This window comes from Synechococcus sp. LTW-R (assembly GCF_014217875.1).
Taxonomy (GTDB): Bacteria; Cyanobacteriota; Cyanobacteriia; order PCC-6307; family Cyanobiaceae; genus Vulcanococcus.
Genome location: NZ_CP059060.1, coordinates 1,009,625 through 1,034,510, shown reverse-complemented (window position 1 = coordinate 1,034,510; position 24,886 = coordinate 1,009,625). Strand labels below are relative to the sequence as shown.

The 24,886-nt window shown below is 63.0% G+C and carries 25 protein-coding genes; 10 read left to right on the top strand and 15 right to left on the bottom strand.

All coding sequences use genetic code 11. The features are described from left to right. Positions 1 to 7: 7 nt before the first annotated feature. The 6 genes from H0O22_RS05880 to H0O22_RS05855 all read right to left on the bottom strand — a co-directional run bounded on the left by H0O22_RS05880 (position 8) and on the right by H0O22_RS05855 (position 6,709). Positions 8 to 778: a hypothetical protein gene (locus tag H0O22_RS05880; protein WP_185188029.1), complete on the bottom strand. Its 771-nt coding sequence runs from the start codon at positions 776 to 778 to the stop codon at positions 8 to 10. A 6-nt stretch (positions 779 to 784) separates the two neighbouring features. Further along, positions 785 to 1,342: a COP23 domain-containing protein gene (locus H0O22_RS05875; RefSeq protein WP_185188028.1), complete on the bottom strand. Its 558-nt coding sequence runs from the start codon at positions 1,340 to 1,342 to the stop codon at positions 785 to 787. 67 nt (positions 1,343 to 1,409) lie between these two features. Beyond that, entirely contained in the window at positions 1,410 to 3,389 is a 1,980-nt protein-coding gene (locus tag H0O22_RS05870; RefSeq protein WP_185188027.1) for a serine protease, read from the bottom strand. Positions 3,390 to 3,800: 411 nt separating this feature from the next. After that, a complete protein-coding gene (locus tag H0O22_RS05865; RefSeq protein WP_185188026.1) occupies positions 3,801 to 4,364 on the bottom strand; it encodes a hypothetical protein in 564 nt (187 codons plus the stop codon). Between the two features lie 131 nt (positions 4,365 to 4,495). Then, positions 4,496 to 5,665, bottom strand: a complete 1,170-nt coding sequence (locus H0O22_RS05860) for a site-specific integrase (protein ID WP_185188025.1) — start codon at positions 5,663 to 5,665, stop codon at positions 4,496 to 4,498. Positions 5,666 to 5,713: 48 nt separating this feature from the next. Next, on the bottom strand, positions 5,714 to 6,709 hold the full coding sequence (locus tag H0O22_RS05855) for a ribose-phosphate pyrophosphokinase (protein WP_185188024.1): 996 nt from the start codon (positions 6,707 to 6,709) through the stop codon (positions 5,714 to 5,716). Positions 6,710 to 6,786: 77 nt separating this feature from the next. Between H0O22_RS05855 and H0O22_RS05850 the strand changes: the two genes are divergently transcribed. Continuing rightward, complete coding sequence (locus H0O22_RS05850) at positions 6,787 to 7,323, top strand: hypothetical protein (protein WP_185188023.1); 537 nt, start codon at positions 6,787 to 6,789, stop codon at positions 7,321 to 7,323. Here the strand turns inward: H0O22_RS05850 and H0O22_RS05845 are convergent. Further along, a complete protein-coding gene (locus H0O22_RS05845; RefSeq protein WP_185188022.1) occupies positions 7,259 to 8,191 on the bottom strand; it encodes an LCP family protein in 933 nt (310 codons plus the stop codon). The genes H0O22_RS05850 and H0O22_RS05845 overlap by 65 nt on opposite strands. Positions 8,192 to 8,296: 105 nt before the next feature. Here H0O22_RS05845 and H0O22_RS05840 point away from each other — a divergent pair, with 105 nt between their 5' ends. Together H0O22_RS05840 and malQ are read left to right on the top strand one after the other, a co-directional pair. After that, positions 8,297 to 9,514: a Coenzyme F420 hydrogenase/dehydrogenase, beta subunit C-terminal domain gene (locus tag H0O22_RS05840; protein WP_185188021.1), complete on the top strand. Its 1,218-nt coding sequence runs from the start codon at positions 8,297 to 8,299 to the stop codon at positions 9,512 to 9,514. Then, entirely contained in the window at positions 9,511 to 10,995 is a 1,485-nt protein-coding gene (malQ, locus tag H0O22_RS05835; RefSeq protein ID WP_185188020.1) for a 4-alpha-glucanotransferase, read from the top strand. Before H0O22_RS05840 ends, malQ begins: the two co-directional genes overlap by 4 nt. On the opposite strand, the gene H0O22_RS05830 is transcribed toward malQ, so the two are convergent. Both H0O22_RS05830 and H0O22_RS05825 read right to left on the bottom strand, forming a co-directional pair. After that, positions 10,983 to 11,885: a RodZ family helix-turn-helix domain-containing protein gene (locus tag H0O22_RS05830; RefSeq protein WP_185188019.1), complete on the bottom strand. Its 903-nt coding sequence runs from the start codon at positions 11,883 to 11,885 to the stop codon at positions 10,983 to 10,985. The two genes, malQ and H0O22_RS05830, sit on opposite strands and share 13 nt — an antisense overlap. A 17-nt stretch (positions 11,886 to 11,902) precedes the next feature. Continuing rightward, positions 11,903 to 12,610 (bottom strand): pseudouridine synthase, encoded by a 708-nt coding sequence (locus H0O22_RS05825; protein WP_185188018.1) that lies wholly within the window; start codon positions 12,608 to 12,610, stop codon positions 11,903 to 11,905. Between the two features lie 99 nt (positions 12,611 to 12,709). Between H0O22_RS05825 and H0O22_RS05820 the strand changes: the two genes are divergently transcribed. Next, a complete protein-coding gene (locus H0O22_RS05820; RefSeq protein WP_185188017.1) occupies positions 12,710 to 13,702 on the top strand; it encodes an RpoD/SigA family RNA polymerase sigma factor in 993 nt (330 codons plus the stop codon). On the opposite strand, the gene H0O22_RS05815 is transcribed toward H0O22_RS05820, so the two are convergent. Beyond that, the gene (locus H0O22_RS05815) at positions 13,699 to 14,166 is read right to left on the bottom strand and encodes a hypothetical protein (protein WP_185188016.1); all 468 of its coding nucleotides are present in this window, start codon (positions 14,164 to 14,166) and stop codon (positions 13,699 to 13,701) included. The two genes, H0O22_RS05820 and H0O22_RS05815, sit on opposite strands and share 4 nt — an antisense overlap. A gap of 25 nt (positions 14,167 to 14,191) precedes the next feature. Then, positions 14,192 to 15,844 (bottom strand): AarF/ABC1/UbiB kinase family protein, encoded by a 1,653-nt coding sequence (locus tag H0O22_RS05810; protein ID WP_185188015.1) that lies wholly within the window; start codon positions 15,842 to 15,844, stop codon positions 14,192 to 14,194. 39 nt (positions 15,845 to 15,883) lie between these two features. On the opposite strand from H0O22_RS05810, the gene H0O22_RS05805 reads away from it, so the two are divergent. From H0O22_RS05805 to H0O22_RS05795, 3 genes are read left to right on the top strand one after another with little or no spacing between them, the layout of a single operon-like run. Beyond that, the gene (locus H0O22_RS05805) at positions 15,884 to 17,281 is read left to right on the top strand and encodes an aminotransferase class I/II-fold pyridoxal phosphate-dependent enzyme (RefSeq protein ID WP_185188014.1); all 1,398 of its coding nucleotides are present in this window, start codon (positions 15,884 to 15,886) and stop codon (positions 17,279 to 17,281) included. A gap of 8 nt (positions 17,282 to 17,289) precedes the next feature. Further along, a complete protein-coding gene (gene cbiT, locus H0O22_RS05800; RefSeq protein ID WP_185188013.1) occupies positions 17,290 to 17,904 on the top strand; it encodes a precorrin-6Y C5,15-methyltransferase subunit CbiT in 615 nt (204 codons plus the stop codon). Beyond that, positions 17,901 to 18,788, top strand: a complete 888-nt coding sequence (locus H0O22_RS05795; RefSeq protein ID WP_185188012.1) for a phosphatidate cytidylyltransferase — start codon at positions 17,901 to 17,903, stop codon at positions 18,786 to 18,788. Before cbiT ends, H0O22_RS05795 begins: the two co-directional genes overlap by 4 nt. Here H0O22_RS05795 and H0O22_RS05790 read toward each other — a convergent pair. Genes H0O22_RS05790 through H0O22_RS05780 form a run of 3 tightly spaced genes read right to left on the bottom strand, consistent with a single transcriptional unit; the run spans position 18,785 to position 21,366 of the window. Continuing rightward, entirely contained in the window at positions 18,785 to 19,384 is a 600-nt protein-coding gene (locus H0O22_RS05790; protein WP_185188011.1) for a DUF2993 domain-containing protein, read from the bottom strand. The genes H0O22_RS05795 and H0O22_RS05790 overlap by 4 nt on opposite strands. Next, entirely contained in the window at positions 19,377 to 20,261 is an 885-nt protein-coding gene (locus H0O22_RS05785; RefSeq protein WP_185188010.1) for an alpha/beta fold hydrolase, read from the bottom strand. Before H0O22_RS05785 ends, H0O22_RS05790 begins: the two co-directional genes overlap by 8 nt. Beyond that, positions 20,254 to 21,366, bottom strand: a complete 1,113-nt coding sequence (locus tag H0O22_RS05780; protein ID WP_185188009.1) for an iron-containing alcohol dehydrogenase family protein — start codon at positions 21,364 to 21,366, stop codon at positions 20,254 to 20,256. Before H0O22_RS05780 ends, H0O22_RS05785 begins: the two co-directional genes overlap by 8 nt. 37 nt (positions 21,367 to 21,403) lie before the next feature. Here H0O22_RS05780 and H0O22_RS05775 point away from each other — a divergent pair, with 37 nt between their 5' ends. The 3 genes from H0O22_RS05775 (at position 21,404) to gap (ending at position 23,958) form a co-directional block, all read left to right on the top strand. Beyond that, complete coding sequence (locus H0O22_RS05775) at positions 21,404 to 22,258, top strand: cation diffusion facilitator family transporter (protein ID WP_185188008.1); 855 nt, start codon at positions 21,404 to 21,406, stop codon at positions 22,256 to 22,258. Between the two features lie 72 nt (positions 22,259 to 22,330). Next, positions 22,331 to 22,873, top strand: coding sequence for a hypothetical protein (locus H0O22_RS05770; protein WP_185188007.1), 543 nt, complete (start codon positions 22,331 to 22,333; stop codon positions 22,871 to 22,873). Positions 22,874 to 22,956: 83 nt separating this feature from the next. Continuing rightward, positions 22,957 to 23,958, top strand: a complete 1,002-nt coding sequence (gene gap, locus H0O22_RS05765) for a type I glyceraldehyde-3-phosphate dehydrogenase (RefSeq protein WP_185188006.1) — start codon at positions 22,957 to 22,959, stop codon at positions 23,956 to 23,958. On the opposite strand, the gene H0O22_RS05760 is transcribed toward gap, so the two are convergent. Next, positions 23,937 to 24,836, bottom strand: a complete 900-nt coding sequence (locus H0O22_RS05760) for an AEC family transporter (protein WP_185188005.1) — start codon at positions 24,834 to 24,836, stop codon at positions 23,937 to 23,939. The two genes, gap and H0O22_RS05760, sit on opposite strands and share 22 nt — an antisense overlap. Positions 24,837 to 24,886: the final 50 nt, after the last annotated feature.

Genomic DNA, 24,886 nt, shown 5'->3' with positions numbered 1-24,886 from the left:
CGCAAGCCTAGAATAATCTGTAATTCTGGTAACTCTGAGTCTGATTAAACCGGTTCTGTAGTGCAATTAGAGTTTTCTTAATCTGTTCTATGTTCCCTGACTTAAGAATCGCCATTAACTGTTGCTGCTCTTGAATTGTCAGATTCTCTGCAGCCCAAGCCATCAGTGTCTTGAAGGATTCTTCTCCACCAACCACTGCTAGCACAGAACCGACCGAGCTGTTTCTCCCTGTTGGAGCTGGTTGAGCCTCAGCTGTCTGTGGCGTTTCTTCTGCCTCTTTGCAGAACTCCCGGAAGTATCGAATGACGTTCTGAGCGGTCTTGAGCTCCATATCGAAGGCCTCAAGCTCATACATCTTGTCCCGCCCCCTGTACTGATCCAGGATCTTGGCGTAGTGAGGAGCGCGTTCCTTGAGGTTCCTCAGAATCCGTGGGTGGTACTCGTCTTTCCAAAGCAGACCGCCATTACAGGCCTGCATGACGTGAGCACCCTCGTGAGCAAGAACCTCCCAGACAGCACTGGTATCCTCTAGGTCAATGTTGTTTGTACAGAAGACAATTCGGTCACCCGTACCGTCTTTCTGTGGTTGCTGGTAAAAACCATAGGTATCACCGGGACATTTATCGCTCTTTTGGACCTTGGTGCCGGTCTGCTTAATCAGCCCAATGAAATCCTGAACGTCCTTATTCGTGTCCGCCTTGACACCGCCTGCCGAGACAGCAATTAGACCCAGAGCTTGAGCAGCAAGCAGGCCTGCGCGAACGACGATCTGTCTCATGGCTGATCAGAAAAGCGGTGCAGACTGATTCGGACCAGCTACAGGCTTCACCAAGGACGGACTGGACGTCACCCCTGATGCAGCCTTGTTTCGGACGACAGTCTCGAAGTTCACGTAGAGACGAGCGGTTGTCTCCTCAAGAGGAGCTGCACCAGGCTTATTTCTAATGTCAAAGAGCTTCTTGAGTGTTGCAGTTGCGTTCTGACCAGGCTTAAGCGTGTAGAGGAGACCAGCGCAGCCGCCGCCGTCGGTCTTGGAGACACAAAGCACTGGCATTCCGTTCATCCGACCAGTGGTGATGAACTCCAGTGTTCCTGCTTGGTGGTACTCCTGGAAACGAGCGGAGACTTCTTTGCAGCGGCGAGTTGGGTTCCAGCCTGAGCTGCTGAAGGTCTCGCTCTTCCAGTAGATGATCGGGACCCGCTTGCCGCTCTTGGTGGAGACCACGGTCGCCGGGATTCCTTCAGCATCCATGCAGGAGATGCTGGATGCAAGAGGTTCAGCCGCGTGTACAGATGGCTGAACCGCAAGGACGCTCGCAACTGCCAAGGCGTGAAGCCTCATCACTTCCAAGATCACTGGTACCACTTTATATCAGCACGCATTCGCGCAACTTGACTTAGCAATCAGCTCAAAAATAGTACTTTCCCTTTCTCGCCTGAACAACAGACCTATATGGGCTGACTTTGCCTGAACAACGTTCCTTCCAGCTATCAAGTTCTTCACTCTCTGGGAACCAGTACCACCTGATTCCAGCTTCGTGAGTTGCTAACCAAAGGTCAAAGTCAAGGCATGATTCATCAAGGTCACCATTCTTATATGCTAATGTCATCTTCTTCTGTGCCGACCGTTGAATCTCGTTCAAGTGAAGCTCGATGCTCACTCCCAATGCATTCTTCGCGGGCTCAATGTTAAGGGTCTCAATTGATTTCTTGTAATAGCTTCTGGCGGATTCTAGGTTACCCAGTTTGTCCTCAAAGTCCCCAATACTCTGATAGGCACTTGCGAGTTTTCCGAGCCATTTGTTTTCTGGAAAATTTCCTGAAAGTATCATTTCTACTGCGGCTATCTCGTCATTCCTTGCTTTGGTGAAGTCACCTAGGGATCTGTAGGCTGAGCTTCTCATCTGATAGTCAGAGCCAATTCCGTATTCATCTATTGGTTTTATGCTGATTGCTTTTGTGTATAGATCAACAGATTCTTTCAGAAGACGTCTATATTGCGGGTTGGCCTCATTCAGTTGCCAAGCAAAACTCTTCAGCTTATCTGCCAGCTCCCGATTAAGCTCGTAACTTAGAGGCATTATCTTGAGGGCCCTTCTAAGAACGTCGATAGATGCTTGGCGCCTTTGATCGTGAAGTCTTCCCCACTGTTCACCTGAAATACCAGCCTCTTCGCTGTCGGTAATAAGTCCTGCTACAAATGACTTTCTTATGTGGGCATCGACAAGCCGTGGGTTTAGTGAAATAGCCTTTTCGGTTAAGCGTAGAACTTCATCCCGGTCTTCATATGCACTCGTCTCCTTTGCAAGGGCGACATATGCTTCGGCCAAATCAGGCTCCAGTTCAATGGCTTTTCTAAAATCCTCTTTAATACTCTTTGAGCCACCGTTCCCGCAGGCGAGGCTATAGTTTATGCAATTAAACCTGTACTTGCCGCGTAGGTAATAATAGTAGCCCTGTGGGTTTATTTCTATCGCCTTGTTTACCATCTCCAACGCACGCTTGGTAAGCGATGCTGGTACAACCTTGCTTTCATTGCTCGCAAACGCTTCCGACTCATACACAAGTAGCATGTGCATCCGCTTGCTTTCCTCTACCAATTGGATGGCCTTTGCTATGTATTCGTTCTCTTTGCCGCGAACTCTATTGGTCTCGATCAGATCTACTCGGTCGATGGCTTTAAGAAGATATTCGACGGGCACTCCTTGATTGGTGCCAGTCTTAACCGCTACCTGCGCCTGCTCGGTTAGTGCAATATCCGTTTCTGCTCTTCCGTGCACTCCGATGACGCCTCCTCTGGCGCTTAGGACAGGTCCTCCACTCATGCCGGGCAGAGTTTTGTTGGTATAAAGAAGCTGATATCCGTCAGGTATTTTCTTTGAGCTAATTCCAACAATCTTGCCTGAGAGTGTTCTCAGAAGCTGCACTGGTATAGAGGTAGTCGGCTTGGGGTACCCAGAGACATATATTACATCGCCAGAATCTACGAAGTCGTTCCTTTCGATTTGAGCAACACTATATCTAGCCTCTGACTTGAATGTTACGATGCCCAGGTCAACGCCGGGCACTCTAGTTATAGTGTCCATGGATGATCTGTGTTTCTTGTTGTCAGACGTGTGTATCCATAATTCATCGCCTGCTTGTGCACTCCTTAGGACGTGCCATGCCGTCGCTACGGTGTATTCGCCATCACTGTGTGATAAAAGAAATCCACTGCCAGGATCAGCGGGGCCTTCAATCATAACCACAATGTCTTCTGCAATCTTCTGAACTTCCTTTTCGCTAAGTGTCTTGCTTGATTTACTGAGTAACTCAAGTCGTTTCGGCTTTAAATCAATATTCTCTGTTTTTCCAGCATCGGGCGAGCAGCCAAATGTTCCGAGAGTCACTATAGACAAAAAGACTATAACTTTTGATCGCATAGTTTTGCTAGTCCCCTTTGGTCGTTTTGCGTTCTTGACAGTGCTTTCTTGAGTCTACGCTAGCTTGGAGTCTTGGGTGGAGCCTGCTCGAGCTCGCTTGCTCTCTGGCTTGGCCAAGACTCCTTTATTCCATTAGTATCTGCTTGTTACTCTACTTATGCCAAGGGCTTCAGTTTAGAAATCATATTCATTCTGCTCTTCGCGCCAATCGATGCAGAAAGCTCTCGTGAGTCTGGTTAGTAGAGCTCTGTCGACCATTGCATGAACCCTTGGATCCTTTTCCCAGGCTTGATGAAGCTCTGAAAGGCTCTCTATGATTATACTTAGTTGATTGACAAGGTCTAACACCTCCTGAGAGACAGCTCTTTGTGGCTCAAGCTAGTTTGCGGCCCCGATGCTTCTCTCTTGCGTCTTCTTTTTGGCTTGTGACGTGCCTTTCCATAGGGATGACGGGTCAAATTGAAAATCCTTGAGGTGTTTGCGTGTCTCTCTGACCGATATCCCTCCACGCTCTTGGTGGATCTTGCAGAGTCTTTTCTGACCCTCGATGGTCATTCGGCTTGCCAGGTATGCCTTTTCTGATTCAAGGCCGAGTAACACTTTGGCCTCGTCATCGCTATACCACTCCCGATGGCTGCTTATTAGCTTTCTAAGCCTTAATGCGCCTTTCACCATTGAAATCCAGGTTGCGCTTATTCCTTGTTCTTTTAGGTGAGCAATGACCGATTCCTCGATGCTCTTCATGTGTAGTTCATTTGGCGCACATGTCAAAACTGAGAAGATGGCTTCCAGGTGATGTGAGTATGTTCTGAATGCCTTTTGGCTTTCTTGTATGAGCCGGTCTACGCCTGCTAGATCTTCTGGTTCAAGGTTGGTCCTTAGGTAGTGAAGTTGTTGCTCGTTGGCTTCGTGTCTAATCCTTTCTATCTCAAATAGGCCCATTTTAGTCGACTAAAATCTGTTGAATGAGTGTTTGAGCCCCGTTTGCGGCTGAGCCTGTTCGTTTGGTCTCGTAGTCGGTAGGGGCTTTTAACTGGTCCCAATGGCTTCCCTTTAATGCGTTAGTTCCTGGACTATGCGCGACTAGTCAGCTCGTCGATTCTTTTCCAGATTGGTGCAGCTGCTTTTGCAAGAGCGTTCACTGAGAATCCCGATCCATATGTGGCCTGCATTCCCGGTAGGCGGTGACCGATGAAGGCTTCGATGGCCATCGGCTCGCAGCCCAGTTCGCGGCTCAGCCGAATAAAGCCATGCCGAAACGAGTGAGTCGTTAGCTCTTTCTTGGCCAGGCTCAGTCTTTGATTCACGCCCGTCGTCACAGGCCAGCTTCTCTGAAAGCCCCAGGCTTTTATCTCTTCGCACAACCACGAGGGAAGCGGAATGGTGCGCTCTGACGACTTGTTTTTGCCTGTACCTATCGGAATCGTCATCGTCCCTGCTTCGAGGTCGAAATCCTTTGGCTCGCGCTTTTGCACCTCGCTGACTCGCGTCCCCCCATACATCTGGATCAGAAGCAGCAGTCGTGTTCCGGTTGGGGCTGTCTCCAGGACAGCTTTCATCCGTTCGTAGTCCTCTTCTGATGCTGTGTAGATGTGCTTCGTGCTCTTGTTCGTGAAGCTGACCTTTTCAAACGGGTTCGAGAACTCCTCGAGCAGACCTGACTTGATCGAGACATTGATCAGGTTGCTCAGTGCGCCGCATCGCATTTCCACAGTGCGGCCCTTGTAGCCCTTGCCGCTTGGCCCCATTGACTCGATCCATTTACGGATGGCCTTCGGAGAGGCTTCATCGAGCGTGAAAGGGCAGTCGCGAATGGCGAGCTCGTTGTTCGTGTACCAGCTGTCTGAGAAGTCTTTGCCTTCAGAGCGCTTCCTGACTGCCACGGCTTCCCTGAGGAGGTCCTTCCAGTCCGTTCTCAAAAGCTCTTCTGGCTCAGCGATTTCCCGCCAGGTTGTTTCCCGCTCTACCCACGTCCCGTCGGGCTGCATTTCACCGATGACGGCCGGTTCGTCTCCGGGCCAGCGCTCCGCCTCAAGCCCGCGCTCGTCCTCCTGAAGGCTTCTGATGGCCTCTGAGGCCCTTGAAGCCGCTACGAGCGGGTCCTTGGTGCCAAGGCTCCTTGTGAGCCTCCTGCCGTCCTTGTGGAGGCGGACGTAGTAGGTGCCGTTGGCGCGTTGCTGAATGACCTTTTGCGGTCTCCCCATTGCTGGGTAAAGCAGCAGTTCTGCAACACCTTTTAGCAACAGGCCCAGTGTTCCTGGGTAAACCTGGCTCCTAGAAGGAGTTTTGCCTCAACGGAACATCGAGCTCACGGAGCTCTCGTCGTGGATGCGCCAGATCGCCTCACCGAGCATGTTGGCGACTGAGAGCACTTGGAGCTGCGGGAAGTGGCGGTCTTCGCTGAGGGGGATGGAGTTGGTGACGATCACCTCCTCGAAGAGTCCCGGCTCAGAGAGGCGCTCGACCGCAGGCGGGGAGAAGACGGCGTGGGTGGCACAGGCCAGCACCTGGGTGGCGCCGTTTTGCCGCAGCAGGCGGGCGCCGGCGCAGATGGTGCCGCCGGTGTCGATCATGTCGTCGATCACGATCGCGGTCTTGCCGGCCACATCGCCGATCACCGTGAGGCTCTCGGCCACGTTGTGGCCCGAGCGGCGCTTGTCGATGATCGCCAGCGGGGCGTCGCCGAGTTGCTTGGCGAAGGCGCGGGCCCGGGCCACACCACCGACGTCCGGGGAGACCACCACGACATCACCGAGGTCACGGCCGGAGAGGTAATCCACCAGCACCGGTGAGCCGTAGATGTGGTCGCAGGGGATATCGAAATAGCCCTGGATCTGGGCGGAGTGCAGGTCCATGGCCAGGACCCGGTCCACCCCCGACTTGGCGAGCAGGTTGGCCACCAGCTTGGCGGTGATGGACTCGCGTCCAGCCGTCTTGCGGTCGGCCCGGGCATAGCCGTAGTAGGGAATCACCGCCGTGATCTGCCGGGCCGAGGCCCGTTTGCAGGCATCCACCATCACGAGCAGCTCCATCAGGTGATCGTTCACCGGGGCGCAGGTGGGTTGGATCAGGAAGACGTCACAGCCCCGGATCGATTCCTGGATCTGGATGTAGAGCTCGCCGTCCGCAAAGCGTTTGATCACCCGCGGGCCATCAGGGACCCCCAGGTAGGCGCCGATTTCGCGGGCCAGGGCCTGGTTCGAGGTGCCGCTGAACAGGCGCAGGCGCTTGGTGTCGTGGCCCATGCTTGCCTGATCGACCCGTTCTGCGGTCAGGAAACTGGTCACGGGGCCGCTGGCTGGACGGTAGAACTCCGATCGTAGAAGCCGCTCGGTTCGCGGTCAGCACTCTGGAGCCCCATCCGTTGACGAATTCCCCCGAATTCAGCACCAATTCCGGGGTGTGTTTGGTGGCCCCTGGTGGGCGCATCGGCTCGGCGGCTGCCCAGCTCGCTCAGCTCTGTCAGTGGCGGCTCCTGCCTGACTGGCCGGGCGATCTCGCCGATTGCAATCGCGCGTTCCAAGCGCTCACGGCGGCGTCGCCAGGCTGGCTTCAACCCTTGGCGTTCGACCCGGGGCAGACCGTTTCAGGATGGGAGTGCTGGGCTGAAGCCTTGGGGGCCTGGCGCATCCCGACCTGTCTGGTCTGCAGCGACGCCGACCGCGTAGCGGGATTCGCCCGGAGCCATTGGGCGCTGCTGCGCCACTACCGCGTGCCCCTCCTGGGGCTGATTCAGGCGGGTGGGGACTGGAGCCCCGCCGATCGCCGCACTGAGGGACTGCCTTGGCTGGGCCACCTGGGCGATCAGGAGGCTTCAGCGGATCTGCGCTGGCGCCTTATTGCGGCCAGCGGGGCTGCAGCCGCCGCTCCTCCAGCTCCCGCATCGATGCCTTCCCATTGAGGGCCGGCCGCAGGCTCAGGGTCTGGAACTGGACGGTCTGGCCGGGCTCAAGGGCCACCGCCATCAGGCTCAGCACCTCCTGGGGGCTGAGGTTGCTGTCCACCTGGGGCCGCAGCTCGCTGACCAGGGACGGCAGGCGCTGGAGCTGGGTTCCCTGGCGCATCTGACGCAGCAGGGTCGTAATCGCCAGCTCCTGGCGGTCCCGGCGGCGCTCCTGCCCGTTCAGGGGGTCCTTGAAGCGCAGGTACTGCTCCACTTGGGCGCCATTGAGCTGTTGCAGGCCCCCCTGCAGGGCGATGGTCAGCTTCTGGCTTTGATCGGTGTAGGCCATGGTCCGGTCAGGGGCCAGCTCCAGACGACCCATTCCATCCACCAGCTCCCGCAGGGCGGTTCTGGGCAGCACGACGTATCGCTCTGGTTCTCCCTCCGGGAGCCCGAGCAGCTCGGCGCTGGCGCTGGCCACCAGGGCCGTGCCGCCGCGCCGGTAAAGGCTTCCGAGGGGGACCGGCGTTGCATCCCCAGGCAGGCGCACGGCCCCTTCGACCGGCAGATTCATGACCTGCACGGGGCCATCGGGGTCGATGTGGACCAGCAGCAGCGCGTCGCTGTTGGCGGGTCCGGCGGGGGCGGCCCCGTTGCTGATGGCGCCTTGATGGTCCGCGTCACTGCCGATCAGCAGCACGTTCAAGGCCCGGTTTGGCCGCTCCGCCAGGGCATCGGCGCTGGGCGGACCGTCCTCTTTGGCGGAGTGGTCTTGAAGGGGCCAGACCCGGCTCAGGGTCCCTAGGCCCGCCACGATTCCCGCCCCAGCGGCCAAGAGACGGATTGAGGCCCGTTGGCGAGCACTGCGCTGCGGGCGATTCGCCATGGACGGGCGGCGGACAAGGACGCCCCACTTTGACTTAGGTCAGCCGGTTCTGACGCCGTTATTGCAGGCATGCCAGATAGGTTGTGGCCTCGCCCGGCCAAGTCCTTGTCTGTCGCCGCCTCCTCCCCAGGCTCACCGCTGCCCCATGAGCGGGCCAAGCCCCTGGCCAAGGGCAGCACCTATCCGGCCAAGGACCTCTGCAGCCAGTGCGGCCTCTGCGACAGTCGTTGGGTCGCCTACGTCAAAGACAGCTGCGCCTTCTTGAACCAGCGCTTTGAGGCGATGGAGACCGCGGCCCATGGCCGCAGCCGTGATCTCGAGAACGAGAACGAGCTCTACTTCGGCGTGCAGCAGCGGATGCTTACCGCCCGCCTCCAGCAGCCCATCGCCGGAGCCCAGTGGACGGGGATCGCCAGCCGCATTGGCGTCCTGGCCCTGGAGAGTGGCCTGGTGGATGCCGTGCTCTGCGTCGGTCAAAGCGAGGACGATCGCTTCACTCCGGTTCCCCGCTTGGCCCGCACCCCGGAGGAGGTGCTCAGTGCACGGGTGAACAAGCCGACCCTCTCCCCCAACCTGGAGGTGCTGGAGCAGCTGCCGGGCAGCGGCATCCGCAACCTCCTGGCCATCGGCGTAGGCTGCCAGATCCAGGCCCTGCGGGCGGTGGAGTCCACCCTGCCCCTCGATCAGCTCTACGTGCTGGGTCTGCCCTGCACCGACAACGTCTCGCGGGAGGGTCTGCAGACCTTCCTGGAGACCACGGTCAGCTCCCCGGAGACCGTGGTGCACTACGAGTTCATGCAGGACTTCCGGATCCACTTCCGCCACAGCGATGGCCGTGAGGAGACGGTGCCCTTCTTTGGCTTGGATACTCCCAAGCTCAAGAACGTCTTCGCACCGAGCTGTCTGAGCTGCTTTGACTACACCAATGCCGGCGCCGACCTGGTGGTCGGCTACATGGGGGCGACGTTTGGCTGCCAATGGCTCACGGTCCGCAACCCCCGCGGTCAGCAACTACTGGATCTCGTGGAGGCTGAACTGGATGTCGCACCGGTGACCAGTCGCGGGCAGCGCCAGGCGGCGGTGCAGCAGGGGATCGATGCCTACGACAAGGCGGTCAAGCTGCCGATCTGGCTAGCCAACATCATTGGCTGCTTTGTCGGTCGCTTTGGACCCCAGGGGTTGGAGTACGGCCGTTTTTCCATCGACTCCCACTTCACCCGTAATGCCCTCTGGCTGCGGCGGAATCACCCCGAGAAGGTCGACGCCCACATTCCGGCCTTCGCTAAGCGGATCATCAGCCGCTACAAGCTCCCCAACCCATGAGACGCGCCGGGGTCCTGCTGCACGTCACGGCCCTCCCGGGGACGCCGGCCTGCGGGACGTTTGGGGCAGCTGCCCACCAGTGGGTGGAGGCGCTTGCCAGTCAGGGTATTCAGGCCTGGCAGGTCCTACCGCTGGCGCCCACCGATGGTTTGGGCTCCCCCTACAGCGCCCCGAGTGCGTTCGCTCTGAATCCCTGGTTCCTGGACGCGGAGGCGTTGCTGACCGCTGGTCTCCTCAGCGCTGAAGACCTGCGCGGACTCCCCACGGCCGAGCCGCAAACCCGGCTGGACTTCGATCTGGCCCAGCGCCGCTCAGCGGCTTTGGCGGATGCGTTGCTGCAGCGTTACCCGAACTGGGATGCCAGTGTCCGGCAGGCCTTTGAGCAGTGGCGAGGGCAGGAAGGCCACTGGCTCAAGGACCACTGCCGCTTTGTCGTCCTGAAACAACACCAGGGTGGTCAGCCCTGGTGGTCTTGGCCGGCTCCCCTGGCCCGCCGGCGACGCTCGGCCCTTCAGGCCTTTGACCAGTCCCACGCGCAGCCGCTGTTGCGGGAAGCCCTGCTCCAGTGGCAGCTGCAGGTGCAGTGGCAGCAGCTGCTTGAGCATGCTCGCCGCGTCGGCGTGCAGGTGATCGGCGACATCCCCTTCTACGTCGCCCATGACAGCGCCGACGTCTGGAGCCATCGCCGCCTCTTCTCGGTGGAGCGCTCCGGACGTCTCCGTTTGCAGAGCGGTGTGCCGCCGGATTACTTCTCAGAGACCGGTCAGCTCTGGGGCACGCCCGTCTACCGCTGGGCGCTGCATCGCTTGAGCCGTTTCCGCTGGTGGAAGCGCCGCCTGCGCCGTCAGCTGGAGGTCTTTGACCTGCTGCGGATCGATCACTTCCGCGCTCTGGAAGCCGCTTGGATCGTTCCTGGTGCGGACCGCACCGCCGAGCGTGGGGTGTGGGTGCGGACGCCGGGTACCAGCCTGTTGCGCCAATTGCAGACACGGCTGCCCTCACCGCTGCCATTGATCGCCGAAGACTTGGGCGTGATCACCCCTGAGGTGGAAGCCCTGCGGGATCGCTTCGGCTTGCCCGGGATGAAGATCCTGCAGTTCGCCTTTGACGGCAATCCAGCCAATCCCTACCTCCCGGCCAACATCAAGGGGGAGAACTGGGTCGTCTACACGGGCACCCATGACAACGCCACTTCGATTGGGTGGTGGCAGCAGCTCAGCCAGGAACAGCGCGCTCAGGTGGAGGCCCTGACCGGTCCCGTTCATGCCCCGGGCTGGCAGCTGCTGGAGTTGGCCCTCCAGACCAATGCCGGATTGGCCCTGGTGCCGCTGCAGGACCTCTTGCACTTGGGGGATGAGGCCCGCTTCAACACCCCTGGGACAACGGAGGGCAACTGGACCTGGCGCCTGCCCCAGTCCATTGCCTCAGTGGCCGGCCCCCTCCTGGGCTATGGGGAATTGGCCCGCCGCTACGGACGCTGAGCCTGGGGCGCCGGCACTTGGAACCGTCCCGGCTGCTTGGCTAGGGCGGCCAGGGGCTTGCCGTTCCAGAGCACCTCACCGGTTTTCGGTGCCGGTGCGATCGAGAGCGTCAGGGGCGGTTGCAGCTGCAGCACCACCTGTCCCTTGCTGCCGCTGAGGCGGGTGCGTTGGCCCCCCTCACTGCTGAGGTCCAGGGCACTGGCCTGGCTCAGGTTGAGTTCGAGCACGCCCTGTCCTTGTTGTTTGGGGTCTTGGAGTTGTTGGCGCAGGGCGGCGGCGCCACTGCCTTGCTTGGCGCGCTCGAGTGGCTTGAGGTCGGGGTAGGCGGCCAAGAGGCTGTTGCCGGCTTGGACCGGTTTGGCCTGCTCGCTCGGTTTGAGGGCTGGAATCGGCTGGTAGCTCAGCAGGTTGGCCGCGGCGAGTTGGCGCTGCTGCAGGTTCAGGCCGTAGATCAGGCCGAGGGTGATCGCGCCGTAGAGGACGGTGCCTTGCCAGCTGCTGAAGACATCGATCGACCCCGGGGTAAAGCGCTGCACCATGCCGGGCGTTGTGGCGCTTTCGCTTTCCGCAGGCAGGGCGGCCGAGAGACTGCCGCCTGGCAGGTTCAGGTACTCCTCCAGCAGCGGGAGCATGGATTTGAGGTAGGCGCCCTCTGGAAGTCGATCGCGCCAGCCCCGCTCGAGCGCTTCGAGCACGGGGGTGCTGATCTTGGTCTCGAGGGCCATCTGCCGCAGGTTCAGGCCCCGGGCTTCCCGCTCGCTTTTGAGCCGCCGGCCCACTTCCAGTAAGGGATCTTCCGGTTCGGGGATCTCCGAAGCGGAGCCCTCTCCGCCGTTACCCCGGCCCAGCAGACGCGAGAAACCTGGGATGGAGAGGGCGAACCGAGGCATTCCGGCCGATCAGCTGGTTAATTCCATTCTTGGTCGTTGATTCGTCTCCAGCGACCCTCTGGCAGTGCTCCGAGATGAATCGGGCCGATGGCGACGCGCTGGAGATCGACGACACGGTGGCCGAGAAGCTCGGCGGTGCGACGGATCTGGCGGTTTTTTCCCTCACCCATGACCAGCTCAAGCAGGGTGTGATCAGGCTCGCTGTCGGCGACGCTGACCTGTACCGGCTGGGAGGGGGCCCCATCGAGGCTCACCCCGCGGGCCCATTGATCCAGCACCCGTTGGCTGGGCCGGCCTTGGACCCAGACCCGGTAGGTCTTGCGGTGGGCAAAGCGGGGGTGGGTCAGTTCCAGGGTGAGGGCGCCGTCATTGCTCAGCAGTAGGGCCCCACGGCTTTCAAAGTCCAGGCGCCCGACCGGGTGGAGCCCCTGGCCCCGGGCGAGCTCGGGGGGAAGGAAGTCGAGCACGATCGGCCGGCCTTCTGGGTCAAAGCAGCTGCTGAGGACCCCGGCGGGCTTGTTGAGCAGCAGCACCATCGGCTCGGCCGCTGCTCCGAGCGGTTCGCCATCGAGGGCAATCGAATCACTGTTGAGATCGGCCTTGTCCCCGAGCTGGGCCCGCTGGCCATTGACCGTGACGCGGCCGTCCCTGAGGAGCTCCTCGGCACGGCGCCTGGAGCAGACCCCCGCCTGGGCGATCAGCTTTTGCAGTCGTTCGGCGGCCATCTCAGCGCTGTGCCCAAAAGCATTTTGCTCACCAGAAAAAAGTGATACGGTTCCGCATCTGCCTTACGAAACCCCTGGGTTTCGTAATTCGTTTCCGCGATGCCTTCCGTTCCGATCCTGCGAGCTGACCGCGAGACCGCGCTGGCCGGCGGAACGGATTTGGTGCGCTCGTACCTGCGGGACATCGGCCGGGTGCCGCTGCTGACCCACGAGCAGGAGATCACGCTGGGCCGTCAGGTCCAAGAGCTGGTGGCACTTGAGGTGCTGGAGCAGGAACTGGCGAGCCGTGAGGGCGTCGAGAAGCCTTCGCCTGCGGTGCTCGCTAAAGAAGCGGGTCTGACGCAGGTTCAACTCAAGAAGCGGCTGCGCAGTGGTCAGCGGGCCAAGGAGCGGATGGTGGCCGCCAACTTGAGGTTGGTGGTGAGCGTGGCCAAGAAGTACACCAAGCGGAACATGGAGCTCCTGGATCTGATCCAGGAGGGAACCATTGGCCTGGTCCGGGGTGTTGAGAAGTTCGACCCGACCCGCGGCTACAAGTTCAGTACCTATGCGTATTGGTGGATCCGCCAGGGGATCACACGGGCCATTGCAGAGAAGAGCCGAACGATCCGCTTGCCGATCCACATCACGGAGACCCTGAACAAGCTCAAGAAGGGCCAGCGGGAACTGAGCCAAGAGCTCGGCAGGACGCCAACCGTGACGGAGCTGGCTGAGTTTGTTGACCTGCCGGAGGAGGAGGTGAAGGACCTGCTCTGCCGCGCGCGTCAGCCGGTGAGCCTGGAGACCAAGGTGGGCGACGGGGATGACACGGAGCTGCTGGACCTGCTGGCGGCCGACGGCACCCAGCCTTCCGAGCTTGTGGATGGCGAGTGCTTGCGGATGGACATGCGGGGGCTGCTGGACCAACTGCCGGACCTGCAGGGCCGCGTCCTGAAGATGCGCTACGGCATCGACTGCGAGGAGCCGATGAGCCTGAGCTCCATCGCTCGCTCCCTGGAAATGAGCCGCGACCGCGCCCGCAGCCTGGAGCGCAAGGCCCACGAGGAGCTGCGCCGCCGCTCCGAGGCGATGCACGCCTATCTGGCGGCTTAGAAGAACTCGTCGAAGTTGTCGAAGTCGACGGCGCTGAAGGTGCCGTTCTCGACTTGGGTCATCAGCCGCTCCAGCTGCACCCACAGCGCGCCAGCCGTCGCCATGGACAGCACGAAGGCCACCAGCAGCGCTGCACCCGAGGCGAAGCCGAAGATCTGCAGGCTGCCGCCGATGAACAGGGTGATGCCGACGATGATCCCCGTGTAGGGGAGGTTGGTCTCGAAGTTCCCCAGGGGCAGCAAGGCCAGGCGGTCCTGCTTCCAGCCGTCCAACTTGTTCTGCACGAGCTTGGCGAAGGTCAGGCCGCAGAGGATGCCCATGGCCAGGCCGATTCCCGCCAGCACGTAGGGCGGCTGGAACATCGGGGCGAATTCCAGCAGGATGTCGCCCGGCTCCAGGTCACCGAAGTCCCCTGTCGCGAAGTCCTGGGTGGCTTCGCTCAGGTTGATCGGGGCCAGGGACATTGGTGGTCTGCAAATCGCGCTGACCCTAAGCGGCCAGCGGGTTCAGCCGGGTGAGCAGTCGGCCTGCCACGCGCCGCGGGGAGAAGGTGCGCCGCATCAGGTCCATCAGACCGCGCAGGTCATCCGTGTTGAGGCGGTTGTCGCGCACCAGGGTCAGCAGCAGCCGCTGGCGCAGGCTCTTGCCCTCTTCGCCCACCAGCAACTTCAGGCCGGCGCCTGCCACCGGCAGCAGGTCCGTGGCGCCGCCACCGCCGTCGTCGTTTTCGACCACCTGCAGCAGGTTCTCCAGGTGCTCCAGCTGCAGTCGGCCCTCCTGATCGAAGAGCACCTCCAGCAATTTCTCGCGCATCTCCGCGGTGTCCCCCGCCAGCAGGCGCCGGGCCACGTAGGGGTAGGCCACGTTGATGATCCGGAAGCTCGGGTCCAGACGCATCGCCAGGCCCTCCTGGCTGACCACGGCGCGGATGATCAGGGCGAAGCGCGCCGGCACCCGGAAGGGATAGGCGTACATCAGCTCCGAGAAGCGATCCGTGATCGCCTTGAAGTTGAACGAGCCCACGTTCTCCCCCAGGGCGCCGCCCAGCACCTCCTCGAGGGCGGGAATGATTGGCGTCAGATCGGTCTTGGCATTCAGGAAGCCCAGATCGACGAAGTCCTGGGCCAGGCCTTCGAAGTCGCGGTTGATCAGGTGCACGACCGCCCCGGTCAGGGTCAGGCGATCGCTGTTGCTGATCGAATCCATCATCCCGAAGTCCACGTAGGCCACATGGCCCATCGCTCCAGTTTTGCCCGGCAGGGCAAACAGGTTGCCGGGGTGGGGGTCGGCGTGGAAGTAGCCGAACTCCAGCAGTTGCTGCAGCCCCGAGATCACCCCCGTGCGGATCAATGCGGCTGGATCGAGCTGCTGGGCCTCCAGCTCCTGGCGCTGCTGGAGCTTCGTGCCGTTGATCCAGGTCGTCGTCAGCACCCGCTCCCCAGAGAGACTGCGGTCCACCCGCGGCACGATCACCGCTGGGTTCTTTTCGAACATCCGCGCGAAGCGCTCGGCGTTGTCGGCCTCCTTGCGGTAGTCGATCTCCTCAAATAGGGAGCGACCGAATTCATCAATGATTTCCCCCAGGCCAAAGCCCAGGTTCAGAGGGAGAAAAGGAGCGGCCATCACGCCGAGCAGGCGAATCAGCACCAGATCCCGGCGCAGTTGCCGCTCGAGCTGGGGGCGCTGCACCTTCACCGCCACCCAGTGGCCGCCGACGGGTTTGGCCCGGTACACCTGGCCCAGGCTCGCCGCCGCCACGGGGTAGTCCGGGAACTCCTCAAAGAGTTGTTGGACCGGAGCCCCCAGGTCCGCCTCAATCGTCTGCAGGGCGATGGCGTGGGGGAAGGCCGGCAGGTTGTCCTGCAGTTGGGTCAGCTGATCCAGCCAATCGCGCCGCACCAGATCCGGTCGCGTTGAGAGGGCCTGGCCGACCTTGATGAAGCAGGGTCCCAGGCCCGTCAGGGTGGAGAAAATGCGTTGCCCCAGGCGCTGTTGCACCTTGGGATCGGGGATGTTGGCCTGGAAGACCAGCACCAGCGCCAGGCTCAGCAGGCTGCTCAGCACCACCACCAGGCGGCCGATCAACAGCCAGGGCCGCAACAGCAGCCAACGCAGATCTCGCCCCGGGTTGTAGGTGGCCATGGAACCGGGGGGAGGGGCAGCTGGCAGCAAACTCTAGGAATGGTGTTGCTCAAGCAGTTGCTTCAGGGGCGCCGGCCGCGTCTGCCGCTGCATCTCCCCGCCCACGGCCGAGGACGTGCCCTGGCGCCTGCCCTGGCGCAACTGCTGCGCCAAATCCCAGGGAGCTGGGATTTGCCGGAGCTGCCCGAGATCGGCGGGCCGCTGGAATCCGAGGGGGCCGTGGCCGAGAGCCAAGCGGCCATCGCCCAGCTGCTCGGGGCCCAGCGCTGCTGGTATGGCGTCAATGGCGCCAGTGGGTTGCTCCAGGCCGGTCTGCTGGCCCTCGCTCAGCCGGGTGAGCGGGTGCTGCTGCCACGCAACCTGCACCGCTCGCTGCTGCACGGCTGCTTGCTCGGGCAGCTTGAGCCCGTGCTCTTTGATTTGCCCTTTGATCCGGTCTCGGGGCTCTGGTTGCCGCCCAGTCCAGAGCACTTGGACGCGGTCCTGCGCGCCGCCCTCGCCCAGGCCCCCCTGGCGGCCGTGGTGCTGGTGTCACCGAGCTACCAGGGCTGCGTGGGTGATCTCGTGGCGCTGGTGGCGCTGGCCCAGCGGCAGGGAGTGCCGGTCCTGCTCGATGAAGCCCACGGCGCCCATCTGGGGCTGGATCCGCGCCTGCCGCCTTCGGGCCTGAGCACCGGAGCTGATCTTGTGGTGCAGTCCCTGCAAAAGGCCGCCGGCGGTTTGGCCCAGAGCGCTGTTCTGCTCCAGGGCAGCGGCAGTGGCGTCGATCCAGCGCGGATTGAGCGGGCATTGCTTTGGCTGCAGACCTCCAGCCCCAGCGCCCTGCTGCTGGCGTCCGCGGAAGCGTCTTTGCAGCATCTCCACAGCGCCAAGGGGCGCCGGCAACTCGCCCGGGCCCTGACGTGCGGCGAGCGGCTGCGGCAGCGCCTGGTGGCCTGTGGTTTTCAGCTACTAGAGACCCAGGACCCCTTGCGCCTGAGCTGGATCTGCGCGGCCGACGGGATCAATGGCCTGGAGGCGGACGCGTGGTTGATGGAGCGGGGGGTGATTGCGGAGCTGCCGGAACCGGGCTGTTTGACCTTTTGTTTGGGTCTCCGGCCGCCGCGCCGGCTGTTGCGGCTGTTGCCGGCGGTGCTTGAGCAGTTGCGCCAGGAGCTGGGTGGGGCTGGCGCACGGTCCTTCAGCCGGCCGCCATTGCCCCTGGTCGCCAGCCCCGAGCTGCCCCTCGGCGAGGCCTGGCGGGCGAAGAGTGAAGCCGTTCCCTTGGATCAGGCCGCCGGGCGCCTGGCGGCGGAACCGCTCTGCCCGTACCCCCCGGGGATTCCCCTGTTGATTTCCGGCGAGCGCATCGATGGGCCGCGGGCCGCCTGGTTGCAGGAGCAGCGCCGGCTTTGGCCCCAGCAGATCGCTGATACGGTGAAGGTGGTGATCGCGTGAGGCGGAGCATGCCCGCGGCAGGCCAGGGCTCCTTCCAATGGGACTTCGTCACCCCGGGGCTGCCGGATGCGGCCTTTGCCGATGCCCCGGGCTTTAGCCCTACGCCGATGGAGCAGCGGGTGATGCTGCTCTCGCACCTGCGGCCCAAGAGTGACTCCCTGGTCTGGGATGTGGGTGGTGGCACCGGTGCCCTGGCCCTGGAGATCGCCCGGCTGATGCCCGCCGGAGCGGTGCACACCCTGGAGCGGGATCCCGACGGCATTGAGCTGCTGGAGCGCAACCGCCGCCGCTTTGGCATCGAGAACCTCCACATCCACCAGGGAGAAGCACCCGAGGGGTTGGCCCAGTTGCCGCCGCGCCCCGATCGGGTCCTGCTGGAGGTGGGGCGTCCGCTGCGGGATGTCCTCCATCAGGTCTGGGAGGCCCTGGTCCCAGCCGGTCGCCTCGTGATCAGTACCGCCAGCCTGGAGGGGTTGGTGGACGCCACCGATACCTTGGGACAACTGGCCGCGGTTGATCTGCAGGTGGTGCAAGCCACGGTTCACCGGATGCAGCGCCGCGGCAGCCAGGCCCGTTTGGCGGCCGCCGAACCGCTCTTCTTGATTGCGGCAGAACGCCCTTGATTCCTCCCCCGCGCACTCGAACCTCCCCCCAGCGCCTGCTGAGCGGCTACGCCGCCGGTGCCTTTGGCCTGCTGGTGGTGGGTCTGGGGGGCTGGTGGTTCACGATCGCCCTTGGGGTGATGGTGCACCTGGGGCTGCTCGAGTACTTCGACCTCGCCCGTGCCAAGGGGATCCGCCCGGCCAGCAAGACCACCTTGGTGCTGGTGCAGCTGCTGTTGATCACCACCCAGTGGGCCCACGGCGGTGATGTGGCGGGTGTCGGTTTTGCCGCGGAACTCTCGGCCGCGGTCCTGCCGGTGGCTGGGGCGATCATCTGCGGTTGGCTGTTGCTGCAGCCCGTCACCGGGACGATCGCGGATATCGCCTCCTCGATCTTTGCCCTCTTCTATTTGGGCTATTTGCCGAGCTACTGGATTCGGCTGCGGGATCTCACCGATCCGCTCTTGGCCCCCAACCTGCAGCACTGGCCTTGGCCGCTGACCTCGGGGATGGTCTTGATGCTGATGGCCTGCCTGCAGATCGTGGCCACGGACATCGGCAGCTACATGATTGGCCGCCGCTACGGCCGCACGCCGCTCTCTCCCACCTCACCGGGGAAAACCGTCGAGGGAGCTCTGGGGGGTCTGGTCTGCTCGATGCTGCTGGGTGCCCTGTTTGGGGTGCTGCTGGGCTGGAGCTGGGGCTGGGCCATCGGCGCCCTGCTCGGGGTGATGGTCACGGTCTTTGCCCTGGTGGGGGACCTGACCGAATCGATGATGAAGCGCGATGCCGGGGTGAAGGATTCGGGCGATTTCCTGCCCGGCCATGGCGGCATCCTCGATCGCATCGACAGCTATCTGTTCATCCCAGCGGTGTTTTTCACCCTGGTGACCTTCCTGGCCTAGGGCTGCACCATCGCGGTGCCGCTCACTAGCAGCCGCCCGGACTGCAACTCCGCCTGCTCGATCGTGATGTTGGGGTCCCCCGGCAGGGCGTAGCGCTGGGGACCATCGCATTGCTGCAGCACCACACAGCCCGCCTCGGCGAGGGGCTGGGTGGCCATCTCCCGCCCCTGGGCCCGCACCAGAAGCTGCTCGTTCTCGATCGTCAGCTCCTGCAGTGGCGTCAGCCCCAGCAGCGCTTCGCTGATCTGGTCCCCCAGCCCGCGCCAGTGGGCGCCACTGAAGGAACGGCTGAGGCCTGGACCACTGAATTCTGCGCTCCCCTGCACCGGAAAAGGCTGCTCGAGCTGCAGCGACTGGCCCTTCATCAGCTTGCCCATCTGGACGCTGATCGCCCCGCTGCGCAGCTCCACCCGCTCGATCTCCAGGGCACTGAAGACCGCCTTGCGGGCCACCAGGCTCACCCCCTCCAGCCGGCCCCGCAGCAGCGCCAGGGTGGAGCCGTGCAGCTGCAGCTCGAGCTGCTCGACGGACTCGCATTGCTGGCGAATCCAGAACTGCAGGCCACTGGCCAGCAGTTGCAGAACGGGATCAGCCATGCCAGGTGCGCACCACGGTGCCGGGCAGATCGATGTGGGGCAGGTGCCCGCAATCGCTGAGCTCGGTGATCCGCTCTCCTAACAGAACTGCCGCGTCGGCTTTCGGTTTGCCCTGCAGGATCCGGTCGTTGGCCCCCCAGAGCACCTCGAGCGGTTGGCTGGGCAGCGGCAGCCCGCAGCCCCCAAAACCGCCACTGCCGGCAAAGGCCGCCAAGGCCGGCGCCCAGTTCGGGCAGCGCAGGTGGATCGAGGCGATCTCCAGTTCTGCGGGACCGACATCACGGTCGGGTTGGGCAAAGGCACTGCGGCAGAGCCCGCGGCGAATCGCCGGCAGTGCCAAAAAGCGCGCGCCCAGCTGATTCAAGAGCGGAGGTACCGGCATTGGTTTGCCGGTAAGGCCGGCGGGGGCCAGCAGCAGCAGGCGCTCAATCTGCTCGGGGCGTCGGCGGGCCAATTCCACGGCCGCCGATCCCCCCATCGACGCCCCAATCAGGCCGACGCGCTTGGCGCCACTGCGCTCAAGTACCGCGTCGAGCACGGCCTCCAGATGGCGCAGCACGCCTACGGGGCTGTAGTTGCCGCCCTCGGGCCGTGGGCAGAAGCCAAAGCCGTAGAGATCGGGGATGAACAGTTGGGCGTGGGCCGACAGCAGCGGGCTCAGCCGCCGGAATTCCTGGTGGGAGCTGTCGAAGCCATGCAGGAGCAGCACCGGAGGACCGGAGCCGAGAACCGCTACAGGCCAGGGCTCGTTGGTTTGGCCGCAGGCATTGGGCAGGTCCCACCACTGCACCGCCCGAGCGATGGCCTGTCCTTGGGGATCCAGCAGGGTTTTGGCGGCGCGCTCCAGCAGCTGCCGCTGATCCAGGGCCTCAGGCATCAACCGTGCTCAGGGCCGCGGTGGTGCTGACGAGGGCCGCCAGCACATCGGCCGGGCCGACGGCGAAGGGCAGGTGATGCAGATCCGATCCCGGGCGGCAGGCAAACTCCGCCACCGCCTGCAGCTCCGCGAGGCTGGCCTGGGCCAGTCCGAGGTCCGTCAGGCTGACCGGCAGGTTCAGGTGTTGGAAGAAGGGCAGCAGTTGGCGCCGGGCTTGGGCCGCCAGTTGGTTGCCGCCGATGCTTTCCTCCAGGCGCAGCTGCACCAGGATTCCAAAGCCCACCTTCTCCCCATGGAGTTGGCCGTGGCTGGCCTCCAGCTGGGTCAGGCCGTTGTGCACCGCGTGGGCGGCCACGGTGCGGCAGCGGGCGCCGCCAATGCCGCCGATCAGGCCGGCGGTGAGGCCGCTGGCTTCCGCGACGCGGACCCAGGCTTCGCCGCCCACCTCCGTGAGGGCCTGCTCGGCTTCCAGTAGCAGTTGATCCCGCAGGACGCGGGCCTGCTGCACGGCCTGTTGCACGAGGCCATCGCGGCTGGCGCCGCTGCTGACGGAGGCCTCGTACCACTTGGCCATCGCATCAGCGATGCCGCTGGCCAGGGTGCGCTGGGGGGCCGAGGCCACCAGGGAGTGGTCAAAGACCAGCAGCTCGGGGCAGTGATCGAGGGCGACATCCCCCTCGAAGGCACCTTGGGGGCTGTAGAGGTTGGCCAGGGCCGTCCAGCCCGCGCAGGTGGCCGCGCTGCTGGGGACGGTGATGCAGGGGAGGCCGACGCGGTGGGCCAGCAACTTGCCGGCATCGAGGACCTTGCCGCCGCCGCAGGCCAGCACCCCGTCGCAGCCGTTGGCTTGGGTCAGCTCGGCGAGGCGCGCGAGGTCGGCTTCGCAGCAGTCGAACTCCAGTTCCGCGCTGGTCACCCGCAGACCGTTCTGCTCCAGATCGCTCTTCAGCCCTTCGCGCAGGGCTTGGGTGGCAGCGCTGCGGCCGAGCAGCAACGGCGCTTGGCTCAGGCCAGCGATGAGGGGCAGGGCTTCAGCCCAAGCTCCTTCGCCCCGCAGCACGGTGGCTGGGGCAATGGCGTGTTGCTGCAGGGAGGATGCGGCCATGAAATCACTCTAAAAGTGGTGTGGTTGCCGCTGATCGATGGGAGCGCATCACCACCATCACGGAGGCGCAGCCGCAGCGTTTCGCTGGAGCGTTCTGCTCAATGCCCTGCTGACCGGGGCCCAGTTGGCGATTGGCTTCGGCTTTGGCTCGCTGGCCCTGATCGGCGATGCGATCCACAACCTGGGGGATGTGGTGGGTCTGCTGCTGGCCTGGGGCGCTGAGCGGCTGAGCCTGCGTCCTGCCCGCGGTCGCTTCACCTATGGCTATGGACGCAGCACCCACCTGGCGGCCTTGATCAATGGCTTGTTGGTTTTTGGTGCGGGGCTGCTGGTGGTGGTGGAGGGGCTGGACCGCCTGCAGCAGCCTGAACCCCTGGTGGCCGGCCCCGTGGCGGTGGCGGCCGCCGCGGGCATTGCGATCAACTTGCTTTCGGCTCGACTCTTTGGCACGGACTCCCACCTGGATCTCAATCGCCGGGCGGCGGTGCTGCACCTGCTGAGCGATGCGGCGGTCTCTGCGGCGGTGCTGCTCAGCGCGATCTTGGTGGCGCTGACCGGCCGAACCGAGCTGGACGCGATCACGGCCATCGCGGTCGGTGCGGCCGTCATGGTCAGTGCCTACGGACTGCTCAAGCAAGCCTTGGCGGCCAGCCTGGATGCGGTTCCCGAGGGCCAGGATCTCCAGCTGATCGAGGCAGCCCTGCGCGGGTTGCCCGGAGTGATGGCGGTCAGTGAACTGCACGTCTGGGGGTTGGGTGGACGCCGGGTTGCCCTGACAGCCCATCTCCAGGTGCAGGGCGTCCCGGCCGCCGATCTGCTGCGGCTTGGGGAGGAGCGCTTGCGGGAGCTGGGCATTGAGCACAGCACCCTGCAAATCGAGCCCATCCCGTAGGACCCATTCGGTTTCCCGCTACCCATTTCGCCCCTGTCCCGTCAGATTGGATGCAGGTCGAGTCGGCGTCGAATGGCAAGACGGGGTTGGAGACGGCGCTTGGGGAATGCCCTGATTCGTTGGGGGCAAGCCTTGAAACCCGCGACCGCAGCGATTCGTCCGGCCCCGACGCCCCAGAAGCGCTCTGCGGTCAGTCAGATGCCGGGCCTGCGTTCCCCCCTGACGATTGATAAGGCCGTGCGCAACCGGGACCTGAGCGTCCTGAAGCGTGAAGCCAGCGATGCCTTGGCGGCCCTGGGTGCCGCTCACGCGGTGGTTAGTTCTGCGCGGCTGGCCCAGATCCAGACGATCCGCACGGAGGTGGATCGCGGAACGGTCGAGCAGGACGCCTTGATCGAGGTCGCCGGTGACTACCAGGCCTGGCAGAACGACCAGGTGCGTTTGTTCGACGCGTTGGCACTGGTGCTCGGGATCACGGTCCCGGAGGGCTCGGCTTTTGATCAGATCGATGAGGAGATGGAAGCGGCAGCGGTTGAGCACCTCAATGCCCTGACGGCGGAATACCAGCGGCGTTTGCTGACAGATCAATTTGAAGCGGGGCCCAAGGAGGGCTGAGCGTTTGATCTAGGTCTGCTGTCTTTTCATAGACAGATCCGGAGCACTGGCTGTATTAGGGACCGGCATTCGGGCCTGTTTCCTTGACCATCCGGATTGGCATCAATGGTTTTGGTCGCATTGGTCGCCTGGCCTTCCGGCGGGCGATGGCGACGCCCGGAGTTGAGGTCGCCGGCATCAATGACCTGATTGATGTCGATTACCTGGCCTATCTGCTTCGCTACGACTCCACCCACGGCCGCTTCAAGGGCGAGGTCAAGGTCGAGAACGGCCAGTTGGTGGTGGATGGACAGGTCATCCGGATCACGGCGGAGCGCGATCCAAGCAATTTGAAGTGGGATGCCATTGGTGTCGACACGGTGCTGGAGAGCACGGGTTTCTTCCTGACGGATCCCCTGGCGCGCACCCACCTTCAGGCTGGCGCGAAGCGGGTGGTGATGAGCGCCCCCTCCAAGGACGAGACCCCGATGTTCGTGATGGGGGTCAACCACAGCACCTACAGCGGCCAGGACATTGTCTCCAACGCCAGCTGCACGACCAACTGCCTTGCGCCCCTGGCCAAGGTCGTCCACGACAACTTCGGCATTGTCAGTGGCCTGATGAGCACCGTCCATGCCACGACGGCCACCCAAAAACCGGTGGATAGCCCCTCGCTGAAGGACTGGCGCGGCGGCCGCGGGGCTGGCCAGAGCATCATCCCCAGCTCCACCGGTGCCGCGAGGGCTGTCGGCCGGGTCATCCCCGAACTCAACGGCAAGCTCACCGGGATGGCCTTCCGGGTGCCCACCCCGGATGTCTCGGTGGTGGACCTCACCGTGAACCTGGCCAAGTCCGCCAGCTACGAGGAGGTCAAGGCCGCCATGAAGTCCGCTTCAGAGGGGGAACTGAAGGGCGTCCTCGGATATACGGAGGACCACGTGGTCTCCAACGATTTCCTTGGGGAAAGCTGCACCTCGGTCTTCGATGCCGGCGCGGGCATGGCCCTGAGCGACACCTTTATGAAGTTGGTGTCCTGGTACGACAACGAGTGGGCCTACAGCTGCAAGTGCATTGACCTGATCCGTCACATGGCCGCGGTGAGCTGAAACCAGAGCGGCAGGCTGATCAGCGAGAGCCCGCTGCTCCAGAGCACCAATCGGGCGGCGGGCAGGGTCTCCTTATCACTGTTGTTTTGGGCGTCAGCGGCTTCGGCGAGCAGCAGCACGGACATGGCCGTCGGGGCGGCGGCTTGTAGTACCAGGGCTTGCCGCATCAGCTCGGGCAGGTGCAGCAGGCTGGTTGCCAGGGCCATCACTGCCGGTAGTGCCAAGATCTTGATGGCGAGGGCGGCGTGGAGCGACAGGCGCTGTCTGTCGTCGTCCCGATGGATCCGCTGGAGGACAAGCCCTAGACGCATGCCCACCAACAACAGGAGCAGCCAGAGCACCAGCCTGGCCGGAAGCCAGAGCCACTGCCCAAGGACGGTTCCCCAAGGGGTGAGCCCCAGCGGGAGCGCTAGCAGCAGGGCCTGGACGACCGGCGTCTTGAGTAAGGAGAGAGCACTGGGCCTGCTCTGATCAGGCGAGAGCAGGAGGGGGCCTGCGCTCCAGGTGATCAAGGTGCCGATGAGGTCATAGATGACGCTGAAGCCGAGGGCCTCGCTGGGCAGGAGGGCGATGGCCAACGGCAGACCGAAGTAACCGGTGTTGCCGACGATGGCCCCCAGCTGGAGGCTGCGGCTCGGCAGGAGCGACGGGAGCTGGAGGCAGAGGAGTAGGCCGCCGCTGGTGATCGCTGCAATCAGCCCAGCCATGGGGATGCTGCTGAGGGGCATACCGCTTTTCAGCAGTAGTCCGGTCAGGCTCAAGGGCATGCCCCACCGCAGGAGAGCGGGGGCAAGTTGGCCCGGAAGTCCTGGAAAACGTCGGCCCAGCCAGACCCCAGCCAGAAGGCATGGGGCGAGTTCCAGCAGCAGACGCACCATGGCCGCAGCCTGGCAGGTTGCCGCAGCTCCTGGGCAGAGCTAACCAGGGG

Bases quoted from the DNA above. Each gene is read 5' to 3' on its own strand.
- H0O22_RS05770 (WP_185188007.1), top strand. From the start codon at position 22,331: ATGGCAAGACGGGGTTGGAGACGGCGCTTGGGGAATGCCCTGATTCGT.
- H0O22_RS05815 (WP_185188016.1), bottom strand. From the start codon at position 14,166: ATGTCCCTGGCCCCGATCAACCTGAGCGAAGCCACCCAGGACTTCGCG.
- H0O22_RS05845 (WP_185188022.1), bottom strand. From the start codon at position 8,191: ATGGCGAATCGCCCGCAGCGCAGTGCTCGCCAACGGGCCTCAATCCGT.
- cbiT (WP_185188013.1), top strand. From the start codon at position 17,290: ATGCCCGCGGCAGGCCAGGGCTCCTTCCAATGGGACTTCGTCACCCCG.
- H0O22_RS05820 (WP_185188017.1), top strand. From the start codon at position 12,710: ATGCCTTCCGTTCCGATCCTGCGAGCTGACCGCGAGACCGCGCTGGCC.
- H0O22_RS05775 (WP_185188008.1), top strand. From the start codon at position 21,404: ATGGGAGCGCATCACCACCATCACGGAGGCGCAGCCGCAGCGTTTCGC.
- H0O22_RS05760 (WP_185188005.1), bottom strand. From the start codon at position 24,836: ATGGTGCGTCTGCTGCTGGAACTCGCCCCATGCCTTCTGGCTGGGGTC.
- H0O22_RS05825 (WP_185188018.1), bottom strand. From the start codon at position 12,610: ATGGCCGCCGAACGACTGCAAAAGCTGATCGCCCAGGCGGGGGTCTGC.
- H0O22_RS05805 (WP_185188014.1), top strand. From the start codon at position 15,884: ATGGTGTTGCTCAAGCAGTTGCTTCAGGGGCGCCGGCCGCGTCTGCCG.
- H0O22_RS05875 (WP_185188028.1), bottom strand. From the start codon at position 1,342: ATGAGGCTTCACGCCTTGGCAGTTGCGAGCGTCCTTGCGGTTCAGCCA.
- H0O22_RS05810 (WP_185188015.1), bottom strand. From the start codon at position 15,844: ATGGCCACCTACAACCCGGGGCGAGATCTGCGTTGGCTGCTGTTGCGG.
- H0O22_RS05790 (WP_185188011.1), bottom strand. From the start codon at position 19,384: ATGGCTGATCCCGTTCTGCAACTGCTGGCCAGTGGCCTGCAGTTCTGG.
- malQ (WP_185188020.1), top strand. From the start codon at position 9,511: ATGAGACGCGCCGGGGTCCTGCTGCACGTCACGGCCCTCCCGGGGACG.
- H0O22_RS05880 (WP_185188029.1), bottom strand. From the start codon at position 778: ATGAGACAGATCGTCGTTCGCGCAGGCCTGCTTGCTGCTCAAGCTCTG.
- H0O22_RS05865 (WP_185188026.1), bottom strand. From the start codon at position 4,364: ATGGGCCTATTTGAGATAGAAAGGATTAGACACGAAGCCAACGAGCAA.
- H0O22_RS05780 (WP_185188009.1), bottom strand. From the start codon at position 21,366: ATGGCCGCATCCTCCCTGCAGCAACACGCCATTGCCCCAGCCACCGTG.
- H0O22_RS05785 (WP_185188010.1), bottom strand. From the start codon at position 20,261: ATGCCTGAGGCCCTGGATCAGCGGCAGCTGCTGGAGCGCGCCGCCAAA.
- H0O22_RS05830 (WP_185188019.1), bottom strand. From the start codon at position 11,885: ATGCCTCGGTTCGCCCTCTCCATCCCAGGTTTCTCGCGTCTGCTGGGC.